The organism is Clostridium tyrobutyricum DSM 2637 = ATCC 25755 = JCM 11008 (assembly GCF_000359585.1).
GTDB classification, from domain to species: Bacteria; Bacillota; Clostridia; order Clostridiales; family Clostridiaceae; genus Clostridium_B; species Clostridium_B tyrobutyricum.
Genome location: NZ_APMH01000009.1, coordinates 78849 through 100545 on the forward strand (window position 1 = coordinate 78849; position 21697 = coordinate 100545).

At 34.3% G+C, this 21697-nt stretch carries 18 protein-coding genes; 14 read left to right on the forward strand and 4 right to left on the reverse strand.

The features are described from left to right. Positions 1-7: 7 nt before the first annotated feature. Positions 8-271: a hypothetical protein gene (locus J418_RS0105840; protein ID WP_017752038.1), complete on the forward strand. Its 264-nt coding sequence runs from the start codon at positions 8-10 to the stop codon at positions 269-271. 74 nt (positions 272-345) lie between these two features. Here the strand turns inward: J418_RS0105840 and J418_RS0105845 are convergent, their stop codons facing one another. Together J418_RS0105845 and J418_RS0105850 are read right to left on the reverse strand one after the other, a co-directional pair. Beyond that, on the reverse strand, positions 346-1785 hold the full coding sequence (locus J418_RS0105845; RefSeq protein ID WP_017895056.1) for an MFS transporter: 1440 nt from the start codon (positions 1783-1785) through the stop codon (positions 346-348). Next, complete coding sequence (locus tag J418_RS0105850; RefSeq protein ID WP_017895057.1) at positions 1772-2203, reverse strand: MerR family transcriptional regulator; 432 nt, start codon at positions 2201-2203, stop codon at positions 1772-1774. Before J418_RS0105850 ends, J418_RS0105845 begins: the two co-directional genes overlap by 14 nt. Before the next feature lie 381 nt (positions 2204-2584). On the opposite strand from J418_RS0105850, the gene J418_RS0105855 reads away from it, so the two are divergent. Continuing rightward, entirely contained in the window at positions 2585-4003 is a 1419-nt protein-coding gene (locus J418_RS0105855) for a sugar porter family MFS transporter (RefSeq protein ID WP_017895058.1), read from the forward strand. A gap of 78 nt (positions 4004-4081) precedes the next feature. On the opposite strand, the gene J418_RS0105860 is transcribed toward J418_RS0105855, so the two are convergent. Both J418_RS0105860 and J418_RS0105865 read right to left on the reverse strand, forming a co-directional pair. Then, entirely contained in the window at positions 4082-4483 is a 402-nt protein-coding gene (locus J418_RS0105860; protein ID WP_376701654.1) for a hypothetical protein, read from the reverse strand. Positions 4484-4690: 207 nt separating this feature from the next. Next, positions 4691-5131 (reverse strand): cell wall hydrolase, encoded by a 441-nt coding sequence (locus J418_RS0105865; RefSeq protein WP_017752033.1) that lies wholly within the window; start codon positions 5129-5131, stop codon positions 4691-4693. 154 nt (positions 5132-5285) lie between these two features. Here J418_RS0105865 and J418_RS0105870 point away from each other — a divergent pair, with 154 nt between their 5' ends. From J418_RS0105870 to J418_RS0105925, 12 genes are all read left to right on the forward strand, one after another. Further along, complete coding sequence (locus tag J418_RS0105870; protein WP_017895059.1) at positions 5286-6335, forward strand: cell wall-binding repeat-containing protein; 1050 nt, start codon at positions 5286-5288, stop codon at positions 6333-6335. A 383-nt stretch (positions 6336-6718) separates the two neighbouring features. Further along, the gene (locus J418_RS15470; RefSeq protein WP_035123794.1) at positions 6719-10243 is read left to right on the forward strand and encodes a cell wall-binding repeat-containing protein; all 3525 of its coding nucleotides are present in this window, start codon (positions 6719-6721) and stop codon (positions 10241-10243) included. A 160-nt stretch (positions 10244-10403) separates the two neighbouring features. Then, on the forward strand, positions 10404-13712 hold the full coding sequence (locus tag J418_RS0105880) for a cell wall-binding repeat-containing protein (protein ID WP_023625453.1): 3309 nt from the start codon (positions 10404-10406) through the stop codon (positions 13710-13712). 139 nt (positions 13713-13851) lie between these two features. Then, entirely contained in the window at positions 13852-14991 is a 1140-nt protein-coding gene (locus J418_RS0105885) for a TolC family protein (RefSeq protein WP_017895060.1), read from the forward strand. A gap of 20 nt (positions 14992-15011) precedes the next feature. Next, the gene (locus tag J418_RS0105890) at positions 15012-16175 is read left to right on the forward strand and encodes a TolC family protein (protein WP_017895061.1); all 1164 of its coding nucleotides are present in this window, start codon (positions 15012-15014) and stop codon (positions 16173-16175) included. A gap of 106 nt (positions 16176-16281) precedes the next feature. Beyond that, the gene (locus tag J418_RS0105895) at positions 16282-16680 is read left to right on the forward strand and encodes a hypothetical protein (RefSeq protein ID WP_017895062.1); all 399 of its coding nucleotides are present in this window, start codon (positions 16282-16284) and stop codon (positions 16678-16680) included. Positions 16681-16909: 229 nt separating this feature from the next. Next, complete coding sequence (locus J418_RS0105900; RefSeq protein ID WP_017895063.1) at positions 16910-17758, forward strand: SLAP domain-containing protein; 849 nt, start codon at positions 16910-16912, stop codon at positions 17756-17758. A 16-nt stretch (positions 17759-17774) separates the two neighbouring features. After that, positions 17775-17942, forward strand: coding sequence for a hypothetical protein (locus J418_RS16775; RefSeq protein ID WP_017895064.1), 168 nt, complete (start codon positions 17775-17777; stop codon positions 17940-17942). 324 nt (positions 17943-18266) lie between these two features. Continuing rightward, positions 18267-19304: an Rpn family recombination-promoting nuclease/putative transposase gene (locus J418_RS0105910; protein WP_017895065.1), complete on the forward strand. Its 1038-nt coding sequence runs from the start codon at positions 18267-18269 to the stop codon at positions 19302-19304. 164 nt (positions 19305-19468) lie between these two features. Beyond that, complete coding sequence (locus J418_RS0105915; protein WP_017895066.1) at positions 19469-20713, forward strand: AAA family ATPase; 1245 nt, start codon at positions 19469-19471, stop codon at positions 20711-20713. Then, positions 20703-21353 carry an RloB family protein gene (locus J418_RS0105920; RefSeq protein ID WP_017895067.1) on the forward strand — a complete coding sequence of 217 codons (651 nt, stop codon included), beginning with the start codon at positions 20703-20705 and terminating at the stop codon, positions 21351-21353. The genes J418_RS0105915 and J418_RS0105920 overlap by 11 nt, the downstream gene beginning before the upstream one ends. A 14-nt stretch (positions 21354-21367) precedes the next feature. Continuing rightward, entirely contained in the window at positions 21368-21616 is a 249-nt protein-coding gene (locus J418_RS0105925) for a hypothetical protein (protein ID WP_017895068.1), read from the forward strand. The last annotated feature ends 81 nt before the right edge of the window (positions 21617-21697 follow it).

Genomic DNA, 21697 nt, shown 5'->3' on the forward strand with positions numbered 1-21697 from the left:
ATGTAATTTGAAAATATGGGGAAGAATTGTAGACAAGAACAAGATAATAAAGGATAAAGTTGTGGAACTTAATGATCAGGAAGATTACCAGGACAGCCTGAAGAAATGCATTTATGAAATATGCCGTGATTTTGACATGGAAAGGCCTTACTGGCTGCCTTCAAATGTGGATGAATACAATACAAGGAGAAAAACCATTTTTACAAAGGACAATTTTATAGATGAGTTCGACTTTGACAAGTTTGTAATAGAGGAAATAAAGGAAAAGTAAACAAAAAATCAGGCAAGCAGAGGCCGATTCCAAAATAGGAAATTGGCGTCTGCTTGTTTTTTATGCCCTATGTTTTAATTTTTAGCTGATTGTGAGTTCCACTTTGGTGCAGGTCCCCTCAAATATGATATGAAAGCTGCAAACAAACTGAATATGAAGGAAATAGTAAAAGCTACCCTAAGTCCGCTTATAAACTGGTTTGAAGCAATGGAACCTGCTGAGACATGTGAATGTACAAACAATGCCTGCATAGCCGCAGGTGATATGCTTGAGGATATTACAGCCATTGATATTGCAATACTAAGCACCATTCCGGCGTTCATGAACATGGTCCTTACCCCTGCTGCAATGCCTCGTTTGTCCTCAGGTACATTTGCCATTATGGAACTGGTATTTGGAGAGAAGAACATTCCAGAACCGATTCCTGTAAGAATCATACATATTATAAGTGAAAAAGTGGAGGAATTAGTACGTATCTCCATAAGCCCGAGAAGCCCTGCGGCAGATATCAAAAGCCCTACAGAACTTAGAACTCTTGAACCGTACTTGTCACAGAGGGATCCACTTATAGGTGACACCGCCATCATTGCAACTGCAAAAGGACAGAGGAGTATACCTGCCGTAACCGGATCAAATCCCCTTGCACCTTCAAAATAGAATATTAGAAGGAAAGTTACGGCTCCTCTTGCTATACCGTTTAAAAGTGTACTCAAATATGCAAAAGAGAGAATCCTTGTTTTTAAAAGAGTCATGTCCAGCATAGGATATTTTGAATGGGTTTCAGTATATACAAACAGACCCAGGAGAACAGCTGCTATTATGAACAATATTACAACCGGTCTTGAAGACCACTGTGTGAATCCTCCTATGGTAAGAGCTACAAGTAGTGCCAGCATTCCAATTGTAAAACTGAAAGTGCCTTTGAAGTCAAATGTTTCATTTCTTGCAGACTTATGTAATTCAACGAGGGATACACCTGCCCATATAGTTCCAAATACTCCTATTGGAATATTAATATAGAATATGGTTCTCCATCCGAAATTTATGAGAAAACCGCCGAGGATAGGACCTATGACTGCAGCAACACTTACAATCATGGCATTTATTCCAAGTGCTTTTCCAAGTTCATGTTTTGGAAATGCATCTGTAATTATTGCAGTACTGTTTGCTATCATCAGTGATGCACCTACGGATTGAATTGTTCTGAATATTAGCAGTTCAACTCCAGTTTGTGACATTGCACAGAGCAGGGACGAGACGGTAAACAGGGCGAAACCTGAAACATACAGCTTTTTTCTTCCAAACATGTCGGCTATTCTCCCTATGGAGGGTACCAGAATAGTAAGGACCAGCATATATCCCATGATTGTCCACATTATTACTCCCACTCCTGCATTTAGATCTTTCATTATTACAGGAAGTGCAATCATGAGGGTACTTCCACTTAGAACAGAAAAAAGAGCCCCTATGGTAGTACAGGAAAGGGCAGTCCATTTATAGTTATTTTCTTTCATTAATGTCATCTCCGTCTATTGATTTATTTCTTTTAAAGTCTTCTAATTCTTCGAGAACTTCACAGCACCGTTTTTTCACCCTTTCTAAAGATTTTTCCTTTTCATTTATAAAGTTTATCTGGACTTTTAGCCTGTCTATATACATTTCTGCATCTGAAGTATTGTTGGCCGCAAACATGTCTATTATTGAAGTTCTTAAAAACAGAAATTCTTTTACCTGTTTAAGGGAAAATCCAAGGCTTTCCTTGAGATCTTTTATTTTTTCAAGATTTTCTATATCCCTGTCACTGTATAATCTGTAGCTGCCGGATGTTCTTTTTGGTATAACAAGTCCTACATCTTCATAATATCTGAGGCATCTCTTTGTAAAACCTGTTTTTGTAGATACATCTTCAATTTTGTAGAAATTTTCTTCCATAGTAAAGGTTACCTCTTTTTATATTTAATCTTTTATACTTTATTCATTTGATTGGAACAAGTATAAATTTTACTACTCTATAACATTTACGTCAAGGTTAATGTTTGAAAAAACAGATGAAAAATAGGGGACAGTTAACAACTTTGATAAAGTTGTTAACTGTCCCCTGAAATTTACTAAAAAATGTAAAAACAAGGACAGGGGAATTGTTCTCGTTTTCACAAGGTGATATTGGATGATATTTTGAAATAATCAAAGTTGAATAACATTAGCAGTATTTACAAAGTAACAACTTTGATATAAAATAAAGTTGTTACTTAAAATAAAATTATTATATATTATAAGATGAAAGTATATATAAATTGTATGGAGGAAGATATTATGGAAGATTACTCTCAAGAATGTTTTCAAAATATTAAGAAAGAATCAAATTTAAAGAAAATATCCATTATATCCACCATGGGTGGGCTTCTATTTGGATATGATACTGGAGTAATCAATGGCGCACTGCCTTTTATGAGCAGGGCGGACCAATTGAATCTAACTCCGGCACTTGAAGGATTAGTTACAAGTTCAATACTGTTTGGATCAGCCTTTGGAGCTGTATTGGGAGGGCGATTATCCGACAAATACGGCAGAAAAAGTATAATAAAACTCATTGCACTTATCTTCTTTATTGCAACACTCGGGTGTACTTTTTCACCTAATGCAATGATTATGATTGTTTGCAGATTTATATTAGGACTGGCTGTAGGTGGAGCATCGGTTATAGTACCTACATTTTTAGCTGAAATGGCACCTACAAACAGGAGAGGAAGTGTTGTTTCTCAAAATGAGATGATGATTGTAACAGGACAGCTTATGGCATATACATTAAATGCTGCACTGGGAAATATATTCGTGAATAATTCACACATATGGAGATATATGATAGTAATTGCATCAGTTCCTGCAGTTTTTCTATGGTTTGGAATGCTTGTAGTTCCTGAGACACCTAGATGGCTGGCTGCCAATGGAAAAGCCGCCAAAGCCCTTGAAGTTTTAAGGGAAATCAGAAATGAAGCAGAGGCAAAAATAGAAATAAAGGAAATCTCAAAGAGCATTGAAGCTGAAAAGCATTTGGACAAGGCTACTTTTAAAGATTTGCGGGTTCCATGGATAAGGCATCTTGTGCTTATCGGCATAGGAATAGCCATTACCCAGCAAATCCCTGGAATTAATATAATTATGTATTATGGGACTACAATTCTTGAACAATCTGGATTTGGGACTCAAGTGGCCCTAATTGCAAATATAGCAAACGGAGTAGTAGCTGTTGCAGCTGCATTTATATTCATAAAATTCCTTGCAAACAGGTTTGATAGAAGACAGTTGCTTCTAACGGGGCTTACAGGGACTACACTTTCAATGTTAACAATGTCTGTTGTAACTTCAAAATTACAGGGTTCAGGCCTTCTGCCATTTGCCGTACTTGGCTTGACCGTAGTATTCCTGGCTTTCTTTCAGGGGTGTGTTGGCCCGGTATGCTGGCTTCTTTTATCAGAAATATTCCCACTTAGGCTTAGGGGAATCGGAATGGGTATTTCAGTATTCTTCCTATGGATGGCAAATTTCTTTATAGGGCTTATATTCCCTGTGATGCTTAAGTCGGTTGGATTGTCCTACTCATTTATTTCATTTGCAGCACTTGGGGTTCTGGGGATAGTTTTCATATATAAATATGCACCGGAAACACGAAATGTATCACTTGAAAAAATAGAGAAGCATTTTAAAAACTACAGGATAAAAACTGTAAAATAAAAACGTGGAAAACAGGGGACAGTTAACAACTTTTGAAAAGTTGTTAACTGTCCCCTTAACTTACCTAACTTATTGGTCTTAATCAAATATGGACACAAATTTTATGGAATATATATCTGCAAGTTCACGGGTATTTGTTTCTTCATTTCTGATTATGATATAACTTATTCCTACATTTGTAAGTATTCCCGTACGGTCTTGAAGGGTTCCCGTACCAAGGAGAAAAGTTACTCTAACCCTTTTGCCTATCTGGGTTCTCAAATATCCCTGGGTGTAGTTTATATCCTGTTCTACAGGAGATCCTGGAGCCATCTCGAAAGGTGGGGGACCGGTAGGCCCGGTTGCAGCAGGTCCAGTTGCACCTGTTTGCTGTCTTGTAAGTCCTTTATCTATATTTATATCTATATTATCTTTGCTTTCTGAAATATCCTCCGGATTTTCATCTTGTTGTGTGTTGTCCGAATTTTTGCTTTCATTAATATTATTCTCTTCAGTATCTTCATTTTCAAAGTTGTCGCTTTCATAATCCGCCTGGTCTGAATCTTCCTCCATACGGGTTATTGGGCTTTCTATATTGCCTATGGAATATCCCGGAATTGTAGGGATGCCTCTTGGCATCATAGGCATTGGTGCAAAATAATCAGGGTAACTTGAAATCATAAATTGATTACCTCCATTTAATTGTTGTTAAGTTTGTGCATATAGTTCTGTAGGATTGTAAAAGCAGTGCTGCGGTATAGTTACTTGAAACCTGCCAACTCCACTGGAAGGAAAAAAACTTGGACAAGGAGCATATGGATTGAAATACCACAGTGAATAACCTATGGTAAACAGCCTGTTCCCTGCAAGGGCCCAATCCGCAATATCATAATGTATCTGTTCAGGTCGGGCATTCCATATATTTTGTTGATTTGGTACTCCCCTTATCTCAGTACGCATACAGTCGAACTGCCCCTCCTGGTAGAGTACATTTCGTATACTTCCCTGGCCTATTCTCTGGTACTCTCCATAGGGAACCCTGACCCTATTCATAATAACAGTAGCAACGGCTTTCATTCCATTTTCACCTTCACCGCCGGCTTCACATTGTATAATTCTTGCCAGCAGTTCTCTATCGGAAAAAGCCATACAATTTTCACCTCGTAAAATCTTTCTACACTAATCAGTTTATTTATAAGTTAGCAAAAAGTTACAACAAAAATTGTGTAAATTTAGATAGGAAAATAAATTTTGTTGTTATATAATAGTAATTAAGAAATTTAAAGGAGGATTATATAAAGTAATGGTTAACATCAAAAAAATACTAGCTTTTTCATCTTTGGCACTTGTAATGACCCTAAGCCTTGGGGGGATAACTGCCAAAGCAAGTGATACAAATTTCAATGTTTCGAGAGTAGACGGGGCAACCAGGATAGCTACTGCGGACAACCTTGCGGAGAAACAGTTTGCAAGCAGCAAAACGGACAATGTAGTACTTGTAAATGGCTATGGTTATGCGGATGCGGTAAGTGCCACACCACTTGCAAAGCTTCTCAAGGCACCTATACTCTTGACATCAGGAGGCAGCAGCCTTGAAAGTGAAGTATCAAAGACTATTTCCGATATTGGGGCAAAAAATGTATACATAGTAGGTGGGACAGGAGTTGTGTCAAGCTCTATTGAGACAAGCCTTGATTCAAATTATACTGTAGAGCGTATACAGGGTACTGGAGATACTACCAGAATGGGAACAAATGCAGCTGTCGCAGAGAAGGTTATCTCAATGGGCGGCCAGAAAACTGGAATGCTTGTAAATGGAAAAGACGGCTATGCGGATGCACTTTCAGTTGCAGCTGTTGCAGCACAAAAGGGATATCCTGTATTACTTGCAAGCAGCACAGGTGTAAGTGATGTAGTTAAAGATGTAGTTAGTGAAAATTCATTGACAGTAAAGGCAGTCGGAGGAGACGCAGTTCTTCCGCAGTCCGTTGTAAGTTCTGTAAATGGAAACAAGGTAACGGGAAATACGGCAAACCGTTATGCTACAAACCTTGCAGTACTTGACTATTTCAACAACAATGGCGGAATTGATTTCAGCACAATATACCTGGCAATGGGAGGGGTTACAAATACTCAATTTGCAGATGCACTTGTAGCATCCGCAGCTGCAGCAAACAACGGATCACCTCTTGTACTTACATCACAGGCAGCAGATTCTTATTCTGTAAATGCAAGAAACTATATAATAAACAAGAATGGTGGAGCAAATATTATAATAGTCGGAGGGACAGGTGTAGTTACTCCTTCGGTAGAAAGTTTATACGACCCATTTTCAATAATAGATATAGAATAAAATAAAAAATATTTAAAAAGAAGGATTACCCAGTTTATTATAGAATAATATAAACTGGGTAAAATTTTATAATAATCCTAATTTGGTAGACATATCCTCTAGAAATCATATACACACTATGATATAATAGGAAAAGAATTTAGATTAATTATACAATTCATATATATTATATGAAAACATATAATATTATATAAAATTACACTAAAATAGTAGAATGTGCAGAATATATGTGATATAATGTTATTTGCTTTTAGAATTATAGCTATTACATAAGGTACGTTTTACTCTAACAATCAGTATATATTTAAAAATATATATATATTTATCTTTAAATTTAAAGAATTTTAATTAAAATTCACTTAATCGAGGAGGTTTTTTACAACATGAATAAAAAGGGTACAAAAGCACTTGCAAGTGCTACACTTATGTCATTAGTTTTGACTACAGCATTAGCAACTGGTAACGTTAAGGCTGCAGCAAACGGACAGGCTACAAGAGTAGGTGGAACAGACAGATATGAAACAGCAGCAAAAGTTGCTACAACAAACTTTACAACTAGTGATAATGTTGTATTGGTTTCAGGAGAAGGTTATGCAGATTCAGTAAGTGCATCTGTATTGGCTAAGAAATTAGATGCCCCAATAGTACTTACAGGTTCAAAAACACTTGATGCAAATGCAAAGTCAGCAATTGAGACTTTGAAAGCAAAGAATGTATACATCATTGGTGGAACTGGATCAATATCAGCTTCAATTGAATCTGGATTAAAATCAAATTACACTGTAACCAGACTTGGTGGAAAAGACAGATATGCTACTAACCTGGCTATAGCTAACAAATTAGTTGACTTGGGAGTAAGCAAGGATAACATAATTGCAGTAGCAGGAACTGGATTTGCAGATGCATTATCTGTAGCACCAGTAGCAGCAGCTGACAATGAAATATTATTACTTACAAACAATAATGCTGATACAATGAAGAATACAGCTGAATTTGCTAAAGATTCAAATGTTACAGTAGTAGGAACTACTAATGTAGTAAGTGATGCAATATACAATCAGTTGAATGCAGATAAGAGAATCAATGGTGGAGCAGATAGATTTGCTACCAACATAAATGTATTAAAAGCATTTGACAGCGACTTAAAAGCAGACAAGCTTTATGTTGCAAATGCTACACAGGCTAATCCTGACAACTTATATGCAGATGCATTGGTTGCTTCAGCAATAGCTGGAAAATATTCAGCACCATTGGTATTAGTTGATAAAGAATCATCAACTGGAACTACTAATGCTATAAACTACATCGGAACTAAGGCTACAAAGGCTACTGATTTACAGGTAGTTGGTGGAACTGGAGTAGTTTCAGAGGATACTGTTACTGCAATAGAAAATGCAATTAATAAAGTTAATCCTGATCCAGAAGTTTCATCAATAACTGCTACTGGATTAAATCAGATAAAGGTTGTATTCAATCAGGAAGTTGATCAGGATACAGCTGAAGATGTAACTAATTATGAAGTTGATGGATCACAACTTACTGATGCAGATGCAGATGCTAATGAAGGATTGGATACCAATGCTAAAGCAACGCTTCAGGATGACAATAAGACTGTTTTAATTACACTTAGTGATAAACAAGATCAAAATAAGAGTGTTGATGTTAAAGTTAGAAAGGGAATATTAACTGATGATAAGGCAAATACAGTTCCAGAGTTTACACAAAATGTAACATTCTCTGATACTACAGCTCCTACATTAGATTCAGTTGAAGTTAGAGGAAATAAAAAATTAGTTGTTAAATTTTCAGAACCAATTAATGTAGGATCAAATCAAAGTGCTAGTGGTGTGTATAGTAAATTTAAAGTAAATGGAAATAATATAGCATCATTAGGTTTGGATACTGATAATACAGAAGCAAAAGATGCTGTTAAGTCTATTGATAAAAATACTAATAAAGTTTCCTATTGGACTAATGAAATAGATTTCTATTTTACTACAGCATTAAAGACTGGTGATAATACTCTAAAGGTTTCTGATGGAAGTGATGATGAATTAGAAGATGCAGCTGGATTCCCAGTTTCAGAAACAACTGAAGATTTTAATGTAGATACTTTGACTAGCACTCCAAAGATTACAAGCATAACTGCTGAAGATAATGGTAAAGTATATGTAAACTTTGATAGGGCGTTAGACAAAAAGACAGCTACTACTGATGATAATTTCAAAATAAATGGTTATGTATTAACTAAAGGAACTAATGTTTCAGACATTGAACTTAAAAAAGATGATACACAAATTAAAATAAGTGGTTTAAAAGGAAATGCAAAATTAAACAAAAATTCAAATACTATATATATAAGCAATAATATAAAAGATGCTTATGGAAATTATGTTGAAGATGATACTAATGAATCATTTAATTTGGACGAAGATACAACTAAACCTGCAGTAAGTTCTGTTTATGCTCTTAATGACAATACTATAAGAGTTAAATTTAGTAAGGATGTAGATGCAAGTTATGCTAGAAATGTTTCAAATTATAAGTTAAGAGATAATTCTGGCAATGATATAACTAATCAGATTGGTACTATTACTATTCCAGGTGGATCAACAAGTGATACTTCAACAGATATAGTTGATATACCTCTAACTGGTAGCAATAAATTGAGTGATTCAAATTATAGTATAACAATTAAGAATATACAGGATTTAGCTTCAACTCCAAATGTAATGAATGATTATGTAGGCACATTTAGTGGTTCAGATGATGTAAATTCAGGAGTGAAAATTTACAATGTAAGTTCTACAAAGGTTACATTAGTATTTACTAAGGAAATGGATGCAGGTACTCTTGACGATATATCAAACTATAAGTATGTAAATGCTGCTGGGGATCCAGCTAAATCATTCCCAAGTAAAACACATATTTCAGTAAGCAACGACAATAAGAGTGTTACTATTGACTTATCTGATACTTCACTTTCAACAACTGCTAGCAATGATTCTAATAAAGTAGCTGCTGTATATGCAACAGGAGTTAAAGATTCTAATGGTAATTCACTTGATGTAGGAAATAATGGTGGAAGTGTTCCAACAACATCGGTTGATTTTGTAAAAGCAAAAGATAATTCATTAACTATTTACTATGATGGAAAAGATTTAAAGGCTGATGTAAATTTTGAGAACCCAGTTGATGCTGATACGTTATCAGCTACTAGTAAAGATAATTTCAAGTTAGGAAATAGTGATGGAAGCATTGCAATTGCTGCTGATGCAGTTAGTGTTAATAAAAATGGTGGTTTAACTCTTACATTCAATAGAAATCCTAAGGATGATAGTGATTTAACAACCAATATCAATAAAATTAAAGCATTAGGAAACAAAGTTGTCCTTAACAGTGTGGATAGTAGTGTTAAAGATGTAACTGGTGCTGCACTTACTAATACTACTATAACTGATAAGACAATAACACCATATTTCTATAATGCAGCTCCTAAGACAGTTGTAACTAAAGATTCAAATGATGTTGCAACTAATTACTGGACTGCAAGTAAAACTATAACTGATGGTAAGGTTACTGATGCAAGTGTTACTGTTCAATTTGATACTCCAATTGCTAATGTTAGAGCTACCGATTTTAAATTTAATATAGGTGGAACTACTATAGAGGCAGATAATGCTGTAATAAATAACAATAACAATACAGTTACATTTACATTTGACCAGGATAATGATAATATACAATCATTCAAGGATGCAAGTACAATAGTAGTTACTCCTAAAGATACTCTTGGTGATACATTAAAAGATATTTCAACAGTTAAAGATGGAAATGGTGACTATGCTTATTATGTACCATCTTCTGATGATTTAAGTGGTGTTACAGTAACTATTTCAGCTAACTAAAATTTAGATATACTTAATTTATAGAAAAAAAGTTACCTCATTTTTAGAAAGTTATTTCTAAAGTGAGGTAACTTTTTTATGTGAAATTTTATCTAAACGATTATTATCTATGGTACAATATTCTTATATTCCCATAAAATCATTGGAGGTAGAAAATTTTATGAAAAACACGGCAATTAAAACTATAGGAAGTACGGCAGTACTCACACTTGCCATATCCACTGCAGCTCCTGCAGCTTTTGCAAGTGCAGCAGGTGAAGTTACAACTATTAGCGGTACAGACAGCTATGAAACTGCAGCTTCAGCAGCAACTTCTAACTGGACAAACCCTGACAATGTAGTTCTCGTATCAGGAGAAGGATATGCAGATGCTATAAGTTCAGTTGTACTTTCAAAAAAGCTGAATGCTCCAATACTCCTTACAGGAAGTTCATCTCTAAATAGTAGTGCAAAAGATGCACTGGATAAATTGAAACCCAAGAACATATATATTGTAGGTGGTACTGGAGTAATATCCCAGAGCATAAGGAATCAATTGAAATCCGAAAACTACAATCTAATTGAACTCTCAGGAAAAAACAGATATGAAACAAATGCAGCTGTAGCCAATCAACTTGTAAAACTTGGCATGGACCCTTCAAATGTTATGATGACAGCAGGAAGCAATTTTTCAGATGCACTTTCTGCAGCTCCTACAGCAGCAGTAAAAGATGAAATACTTCTTTTAGGTGACAATAATACAAAATCCATGTCTTCCGTAGTTGACTTTATCAAAAGCAGCAGCTCAAAAGTTACAGTAGTTGGTACAAGCAATGTTATAAATGATGTTGCCTACAAGGCTGTAGGTGGAGTAAACAGGATAGATGGTGGTTCGGATAGATTTGCAACCAATCTCAATATACTAAAAGCCTTTGACAGCAGTTTGAAATCCGATAAAATATATGTTGCAAATGCATCAGGCACCAGATATGCAGATTCCCTTATATCTGCATCCCTTGCAGGGATAAACTCATCACCACTTGTACTTGTAAATGGTGAGGGAGATACTCAGACTACAAATGCACTCAACTACATAAAGTCAAAAGCATCTTCATCCACACAGCTCAATGTAATATCGGAAAAGGGTGTAATTTCGGACAAAACTGTTTCTGACATCAAAAATGCAGCAAATGGAATTGTAGGCGAAAGTGCTACGATAAACTCTGTAACCGCAGTTGGACTCAATCAGATAAAAGTAGTATTCAACACTGTTGTAGACAAGAGTTCTGCAGAGAGAGTTGCAAACTATGCCATAGATGGAAATTCCCTTGGCTCGGAAACACAGACACAGTCATCAGCATATCTTCAAGATGATGATAGAACTGTTTTAATAACATTCAGGAATCCATTTTCCCAGGGTAAAAAAGTTGACTTTACCGTAAAGAGCAATGTATTTACTGATGGTACAGCTGCCAGCATTACAAAATACGAAAAGGAAGTTACATTTCAGGAAACAGGCTCACCATCCATTGAATCCGTAACTCCAATAGGTGGAAACAAACTTAAAGTCAAATTTACAGAGCCTGTAAGAATGTCTAAAAGTGATCTGTCTTCCATGAAGATAAACAAGAGAAGTGTCAGAAACTACGGATTGGACACCTCAAACTCCGAACTTAAAGATCAGTGTGGAGACTGGGCAGACGGGGTGGATCTATACTTTGATTCCATTCTTCCCATAGGTGACAATACATTTACCATGCCTGACGGAACTTCAGGAAGCAAGTTTGACAATGGTGCCAACATTCCAATCCAGAGCCAGTCAAAATCATTTACCGTTGAATCCGTATCTGGAAAACCTCAGGTTGAAAGTGTGACAACCAACAATGCAGGTACCATTTATATAAAATACAACAGGGCAATGGATCAGGAAACAGCACTTGAGCCTGGAAACTACAAGATAAATGGTGATACTGTAAATGTGGATTCATCCTATGTAACTTTTGATTCAGGTTCAGGGGACAGCGTGGTCAAGATAAAGAATGTAGGAAGCATGCTGAATCAGGGTACAAACACCATACTGGTAAAAAACAATATAGAAGATACTTTCCAGAACTCAATTTCCCAGACAAGCATGAGCCTTTACTATGGAAGCAGCAGCCAGAAACCTTCAGTTACATCTGCAAGTGTTCTTGATGACAATACCATAAGGGTGAAATTCAACAAGGATGTAGTCAGAAGTTATGCTACAAACAAGGGAAATTACACTATTACCGATTCAGAGGGAAACAACATAAGTTACAAATTGGACAGTATAAATACCATAACTGTAGATGGAAACAACAACAGAACCTTTGATCTCAAATTTGATGACAACACATTGAACGGCTCAAAATATAATCTTACAGTAAAGAACATCATAGACACAGAGGCAAAGGCAAATGTAATGGATGACTATACAACTTCAGTATCAGGTATGGACACCAGTGGGCTTTCTGTTACAGAAATAGTAAAAAGAGCAGATAATGACCATGCCGTTACAATGTTCTTCAGCAAGACCATGGATGACGATTCAATATCAAATAAATCAAATTATGTATTCAGGGATGGAACGGGTCAAGTCAAAAGTCTTCCAGGAGGTGCAACAGTAACATCTTCCTATGATGACAAGAGTGTAACCATTGAATTTTCCTCCAATTACACTATAGGTAGTGGAAGCTCATCTACAAGTGTAATTCAACTTGGAGTTAAAGATGTAGTGGATCAGGATGGAAATTCCCTTGACCTTGGCTCCTATATTGGAGATATAAGCACAGACTACAGTAGTGATGGACCTGGACTCATATCCGGAACTTCCCAGATGACATTCAGTGGAGATGACATAAAAGTCAAAGTTTCACTTACAGGCTCACTTGATATACTTGATATGAATGATTTCAGAGTAGATGGATACACACCTGATAGTATTTCCTCAAGTGGAAATGATGTTGTACTTACATACAAATCCGGAGTTAAAAATGGTGAAAAGATAAATGCCATAAAGAACTGTGGTGAAAGCACCAATGTAAGTATAGTAAACAGCAATTCAGTAGATTCTGCAGGAAGAAGTATAAGGACAGGATCTACCATAATCTATATACCGCCTACAACAAAATCAGATCAGTTTACAGCAGTTTCATCTTCAAATAATGATACTGTAAATGTTGTATTCAATCAGAGTTTGGACAAGGATATACAGAATCAGTACAGTGACGATTTTGAATTCAAGGATACCACTACAGGAAAAACTCTTAGTCCAACTTCTGTAAGTGTTGATGGAAAAAATGTAGTTTATAAATTCAGTTCATCATCTTTTGACAAGGGCGACACTATAAAGATTTCTGCAAACAGCTCAAGTATAAACATAAGAAGTGAAAAACATGGAAATTATGGGTATACTACCTATTCACCTTCAAGTGATGATTTAGATGGTTACACTGTTACTGCAAAATAATTATAATTTATGGTACTATGTGATATTAAAATTGCATAGTACCTATAATTTTACCTTCAGTTATATTTATGGTAAAATTAATTCATTACTCATAATTTAATGATAATATGGAAAAATGTGAACAAGTAAGGAGGAACGTATGAATAAAGTAAAAATATTGGCTTTAACTGCATTAATTACCATTTCTTCAACTACTGCAGTCTTTGCTCAGGGAAATACCAGTACACTTGATATAGATTCTTCTATAGACTCTGCAATCGCAAATTCCTATAAGATCAAAAACATAGATATTTCTATAAAACAGGCTCAGAATACATATAATTCAGATGCCAAAAACGCCAGCAGCTATGCAGATCAACTTGATGAGGGAGGCCCTAATCTAGATGCCTACACCAGACTTTCACTTATGGAGGGAATAGCAAATCCACAAAAAGAAGACAAGTTCTCCGAATATAAATATACGAAGATGAAGTCTGTAGCAGAAAATGAAATAAAGCTCTCTGCCTACACTCAATATACTGTACTTATGAACGACAAGGATTCTCTGGATCTGGAAGATGAAAAATTGAAAAATGCAGAAAACAAATATAAATCTGCACAATTGAAACTTGGTTTGGGAAGCATATCCCAATCAGATGAAAAACAGGCAGAGGCTGAATACTACACTCAAAAGGCAAGTACGGACAAAGCCCAGAGGCAATATGAAGTGGACACCATGAACATGAACAAGACTGTAGGAGCAGATATATATACAAAATATGATGTATTATTCAGGGACAAGCTTACTGAAACTCCATATATAAGAAACTGTAGTGAGTATCTAAGTGATGCCCTTAAGAACAGGGCTGAGATACTGGTGGGACAGGAGAATATAAATTTACAGAAATTTGAATATGATATAGCAAATGGAGTATTTCCTGACAAGCAGTCTATCCCAAACAGACTTGCAAAGGCAAAAATAGAAAATGCTTCAGACAATCTTGAAATTCAAAAGCTCAATATAAATTCTGAAGTAAACAGTTTGTACAGCGATCTTCAGGTGAAATCCAGGATGCTTTCCTCAAAAAAAGATGCCCTTGCAATGGACAAGACAAATTATGATAATGCTGCAGTTAAATATAATTCAGGTGTATTGAGCAAAAGTGACCTTGATGATGCAGCTTTAAATGTGAAAACCGCCCAAAACACTGTAAAATCCGCTCAAAGGGATATATGGATGGCACAGTTGAAATTGAATCAGGCATGCGGTATTGGAAATGATACTTCCAAAATCAACTAAAAATCAATGGAGGCTAAAATATGAAAAAAAGATTGAGTATAATAGTTGCGGTGGCAATGACTCTAAGCATAAATGCCACATGTTTTGCAGCAGCAGGTACGACTACAACTTCCACTTCATCAAATAGTTCTACAGTAAATTCCATAGTGGGAGATCAAACTTTGAGTTTGGATGATGCCCTGAATTATCTGGAAAAAAATAGTATTGAAATTAAAAACAAGGATCAGAAAATACTACTCTATCAAAAACAGTTTGACAGGGACAACATGAATGCAGCTCTTATAAACAATAGCGGTACTACTCAGGTAAATTATCCAAGAGGACAGTATGCAGCTATAAAACTTCAGACAGATGTTATACCCAAACTTGACGAGCAGAACATAAAAGATGCCAAGCATGACAGAACTGATGCACTTCAAAAACTTAAATTTACACTGCAGCAGCAGTATTTAAGTGCCCTGGCTTGTAAGGATCAAATAAACATCATAAATGATCAAATAGAAAATGTAGACAAACAAATAGAGCAGACTAAGATAAAAATAGAAAATGGAGTGCTTACACAGGATACACTTCAGTCATTGAATGTACAGAAAAGTCAGTTTCAGGCTTCATTAAATACACCAAAAGCCCAGTTGCAGCAAAATCTGTTGACTATAAAACAGAAGATAAATATGGATTTGGATAGTAATTTGACTTTACTTCCCACACAAAAGCAATACAGCAAGTTTGATTACGGCAATATAGAAAGTAAAATTGATACTGCAGTGAAAAACAACTACAATATGGAAAAGATAAACAATAATTTGGAAATATTAAAAATTAAAGAGGCCATATACAAGCAGTATTCCTATAATGATGATTCAGGTGAAGTAAGTACGGGATTAAGTATTCAGGACCTTGAAAACTCTCTTGCAGATACCGAGTTGAACACTAAAATAGGCCTGTGGAACAGTTATTACAATATTAAAAACCTTGAGGACAACATATCACTGGAAAATGTAAAAGTTGAAAGTGCCATGGCAAACTACAATACAATACTTTCAAAAGTAAAAGAAGGAACTGCTGTCCAGCTTCAGGCGGATTCAGCACAACTTTCACTGAAATATGAGCAGGTTAATTTAAAAAATGCACAGAATAATTATATGGAAGCAGTAGATGAGTTTCAATACAATCTGAACAATTAGTTTAAAAGTTTATTAACAGTTCAAAATTCACTATTAATAAGTTCAGAATGTGTTACAATAGATATTGTAGCGTAATAAACAAGTATTGTGTGGAGAGTGATATTTAGTGAAAAGTAATTTGAAAAAGCTGGGTTTGATAGCTGTAATTTGTGCCTTGTTTGTATCATTTACAGCTTGTTCTTCTGGAAACAAATCATCACAGAGCAGTGATAATTCTAAAAGTACATCCCAGAGTTCCAAAAAAAGTACAGAGTCAAATATATCTGTAAATAAGGACAAGACCGACCAACTTAAAAAGGAAAAGATAATATCCAATGGAAAGGTATATATTCAAAATAATAGAGTAATAGCAACAATGGTTATAAAAGATGGTACCAGCGATGCAGATGCCAAAGCACTTGCAGACAAATATGCAAAACAATTAAAGAAGGAACATAAAAATATGCCGGTTAGTGTAATGGCAGTAAAAAATAATAAAAATGTAGCTAATGTAACCATAAAATAATATTTAGGGAACTGCAGTATAGTTGCAGTTCCTGTTTTAAATATACATTTAATGGATGTATCCTTATCATGGTAATTAGCTGTACTATATAGAATAAAATAATTTATTATAGTATAATGTACATATTATAATTGTATGAAATGATTTAATATGAAATTATTTGGAATATAATGTGCTATATTGTAAAATAATTTTGTGTAAGGTAAATGTGTAAATGGAGGAACAATATATGGTTAAGAAGACAGAACCGAATGTGGAAAATAATGAAAATGATTATGTATCAACAAAATTATCTCTTTTGGATAAGGATAATGTTGTAATATCAGATGTACATAAAGAGATACTGGAAGATGAGATAAAAGAATTGCCCCCAATAAAAGAGGGAGAGCTCAACGTATCCGGTGCTTATATATTTGACCAGGGAGATAAGTATGAAATAAAGGTATATGTTAGAAATGGTCTTTCTGAAAACTTAAATTTAGAGGACATACCTTTTGTGATAAAAGGTTCAAAGGGTGAAATACTTGCAAGCCAACTTTTTGACTTGAGAGCATTAGGACAACTTCCTCCCCATTCAGTAAGACCGATAAAGATCTATTTCAACAAGGAAAATGTTAAAGTAGACAAAATACCTGAAAAGTGGGAACTTGCTTTAAATGGAACATTTAAAATAAGTAGGAAAGTGAAAACTAGGTATGAAGGACTGCCTGAAAAAATATCAGACAAGGATAAAAAGGTTCTTCAGGATTTCCTAGACGGATTGCCTGATATAGAAGAAGGTGAATTTAGTATATCAACCTTCAGTATAGGTATAAATACAGATGGGACTATACTTGCTACCTGCGTTATGAGAAATGCTGCACTGAAACCAATCACACTGGAAAAAGTGCCTGTTACACTTTTGAATGAAGATAGAAAGATAGTTAATTCAAATGAATTTAAATTGAAGGATTTCACTGTAAGTCCCTACAGGGCAAGATTGTGCAATTTTTCATTCCAGACGGGAGTCAAGCCTGAAAAAGCTCAGGAACTAAAAGATTGGTCCATAGTGTACAAATTATATAGATATAAGAAGTAAGTAGGGGTCAGACCCCATGGTATTATTTGGCAAAAAGAAAAGTATGGGTCAGATTCCATTAGTTAATTCAAATCAGTTTGAGACCAGATTGTGTAATTTTTCATTTCAGACAGGAATAAAGCCTGAAAAAGCTCAGGAGTTAAAGGGCTGGTCTATAGCATATAAATTGTATAAGCAGGATTAGTAAGGCAGCTGTTACTTGGAAGTGATTTTCAAGCAACAGCTGCCTTATTTTAAGGGAGGTTTTTTATAACATGAATAAAAAAGTGCCATAATTCAAGATTTGAGTTATCGTTTGGTAATGAGGTAAAGTGAGGGGTCAAAAGTGAGGGGTCAGACCCTCAGGAAGATTCAGGAAATTTAGAGACCAGACCCCCTAAATTTTTGGTGTAGATTATTGCAGAATATTTTGATAAAATAAAGGTAGAAAATATAAAATTTGTGTATAAGAACACATGTTCTGGTAAATACTAATAATACAGTAAAATATTATTAGGAGGAAGATGGTATGCCAGAGGAAAGAGTTCACCACGAACATGATGTAGGTTACAAGTATATATTTTCTCACAAGGAGACATTTCTGGAACTGCTTCGAAGCTTTGTAAAAAAGGATTGGGTGAATCTTATAAAAAGTGAAGATCTAATGCTTATGGATAAATCCTATATACTTGAAGATTTCAGTGAAGAAGAATCAGATATTGTTTACAAGGTAAATATATGCGGGCAGGATGTAATATTCTATCTTCTACTGGAATTTCAATCCAGAGTGGATTACAGAATGCCAATGAGGCTGCTGTTTTATATAGTGGAATTGTGGAGGGAAAGGCTGAAGAACACTTCTAAAAAAGATATACGAAACAAGAATTTTAAACTTCCAGCAGTTGTCCCCATGGTATTATACAACGGCAAAAATAAATGGACTGCCAGCAGGAATTTCAAAGATATATTGGGCAGTAATGAGTTATTTGGTGAAAATATAATAGACTTCAGGTATATATTGTTTGATGTTTACAGATATGATGAAAGTCAACTTGAAAAAATGGCAAACATGGTATCTACAGTATTTTTACTGGATAAGGAAATAAGCAAGGAAGACCTTATGAAAAGGTTGAGACTTACAGCCTATGTACTCAAGAAAATAACGCCGGAACAATTTGACATATTAAAGATGTGGCTAAAAAGCATAATGAAGCCGAGATTAGACACAGAATCTAAAATAAAGGTAGAAGAAATATTAGAAAAATCCAGTCAAGGGGAGGTGGATATTATGGTATCCAATTTAGGTAAAAGTATAGACAATATGATAAGGGAAGGCAAAGAAGAAGGCATGGAAAAAGGCATGGAAAAGGGCATGGAAAAAGGTAGAGAAGAAGTCAGAAAATCAATTTCAGGATCAGCTATAAAGTTATTGACCAAAAAGTTTGGAACCCTGCCGGAAGACATGACTGAAAGAATAGAAAAACTACCCATTGAAACTTTAAAAACTATTATAGACAATATATTTGATCTTAAATCTCTTGATGAAGTAAGTGAATATTTAAAATAACAAAAAGCAGGATAGTCAAGCTATCCTGCTTAACTTTTAATATAAATTGTTTTAAATGTAATAAATAAATCATATTGGGTAATAATATATTAATGAGAAAATATCTCATTAATATTCAATTTTTGAAGACAATATAGTATTATAGTAATAAGGAAGTGAGAAAAATGCTTATACAATTTAATTTTAAAAATTTTAAAGGATTTAGAAATGAAACTACTCTTGATATGACAGCGGCATCTATTAAAGAGCACCCATACAACCTTATAGATAGTAAAAATGGTGAAAAATATACTAAGGTAGCAGCTATTTATGGAGCCAATGCTAGTGGAAAGAGTTCTGTAATTCAAGCCCTTCTTTTTATGAAAACATGGGTGTTAAGATCATTTAAGGATGCTTCAGATAATTCTGATATTCCTGTTAAGAGGTTTGCATTTGATACAGAAAGCAAGAGTGTACCTGCAGAATTTGAAGTATTCTTCCAACATAATTATCAAGAATATCAATATGGTTTTTCACTGGATAATAATAAAGTTTATGAGGAATGGCTTTATATTAAGAATTTTAACAGCAAGGATAAATATATTAATCTTTTTGAAAGAAATAATTCTAATATTAAAATAAATCCTAAATTTTTAAAGGGAGCCAAAAATTTTATACCAATGTTAGAAGACAAGACACTTTTTATTTCTATAATATCTAATGCAAAGCTTCCATACGCTAAAGATGTTTTCCAATGGTTTTCAGTTGTGGGGATTTTTGATTATGGAAATATAGATTTTGAAAAAATGATTTCTAAAACACCTCCAATACTTATTGAAAATGAAAATTATAAAAAGGATTTATTGACTTTTCTAAAGGATATAGATATAAACATAGAGGGAATTGTTGTAGAAAAAGAAAAAGATCAGAATAATGGCAAATATAGATATAAGATATATACCAATCATAGAATAGAAAATAGTAATGATTATTATAAATTACCCATTTCTGAGGAGTCAAGTGGTACTCAGAAGATGTTTTCACTTTTTTTCTATTTGAAGACCTCCATAGAATTAGGATTTCCAATATTCATAGATGAACTTGATTCAAAACTTCATCCATTGCTTTTAAGATATATTATAACTATGTTTCATAGTGAAAATATAAATAAAGAAGGAGCACAACTTATATATACCACACATGATAATTATACTTTGACCAAAGATATATTTAGGAGAGATGAGATATGGTTTGTTGCAAAAGATAAAAATGCTGTTTCAGATCTATACTCATTAGTTGAATATAAATTGGATGATGAAAAGAAAGTTAGAAAGGATGCATCGTATAGTAAAGATTATCTTTTAGGAAAATATGGAGCTATTCCAATATTAAAAGAATTCAATATGTGGGGTAGTAAAGATGAAAAATAGGGGTGGACGTAAGAGGCAAAGAAAAGTAAATACTAGAATAGCTGAACCAGGAAATTATCTCATAATAACAGAGGGAACTGAAACGGAAGTCAATTATTTTAAAAGTATAAAATCAAGAATTGAAGAATTATTTAGAAGTAAAATTATAGTAGAAAAAATATCTTTAAAAATAGAGGGGACCGGACGTTCCACAATGGTTCTTGTGAATGAGGCTATAAAAAAACGAAGCTTAGGGACATATAGTGATGTTTGGGTTGTATTTGATAAAGATGATAATAATGATTTTGATGATGCTATAACATATGCTAGAAGGAATGGTATAAATGCGGCCTGGTCTAATCAATGTTTTGAATTGTGGTTGTTACTGCATTTTCAAGATTTTAAGTCAGATGTTGATAGAAGTATATATTATGATAAACTAAATAATCATTTTAAAACTAGAAGTATTAACAATGGTAAATATGATAAAAATATATCGGATATATTTAACATAACATTTCCTTTTATAGATAAGGCTATAAAAAGAAGTAATAATTTATTCAGTGAGTATAGGGAAGGTAATATTTTTGAACCATCTAAAATGAATCCATGCACTACAGTTCAATGTTTAGTTGAAGAACTGATTAGATATATAAAATAAATAGGTAAGACCTTATGAAAAGATTGAGACTTACCGCCTATGTGCTGAAGAAAATAACGCCGGAACAATTTGACACACTAAAGATGTGGCTAAAAAGCATAATGAAGCCGAGACTAGACACAGAATCTAAGATAAAGGTAGAAGAAATATTAGAAAAATCCAGTCAGGGGGAGGTGGATATCATGGTATCTAATTTAAGTAAAAGTATAGACAATATATTTGATCTTAAATCTCTTGATGAAGTAAATGAATATTTAAAATAACAAAAATAATAGGGAAAAGACTATAGAGCTTGTAAATACATGGCTTATAGGTACTCAAATTTCTATATAATAAGTATTTTA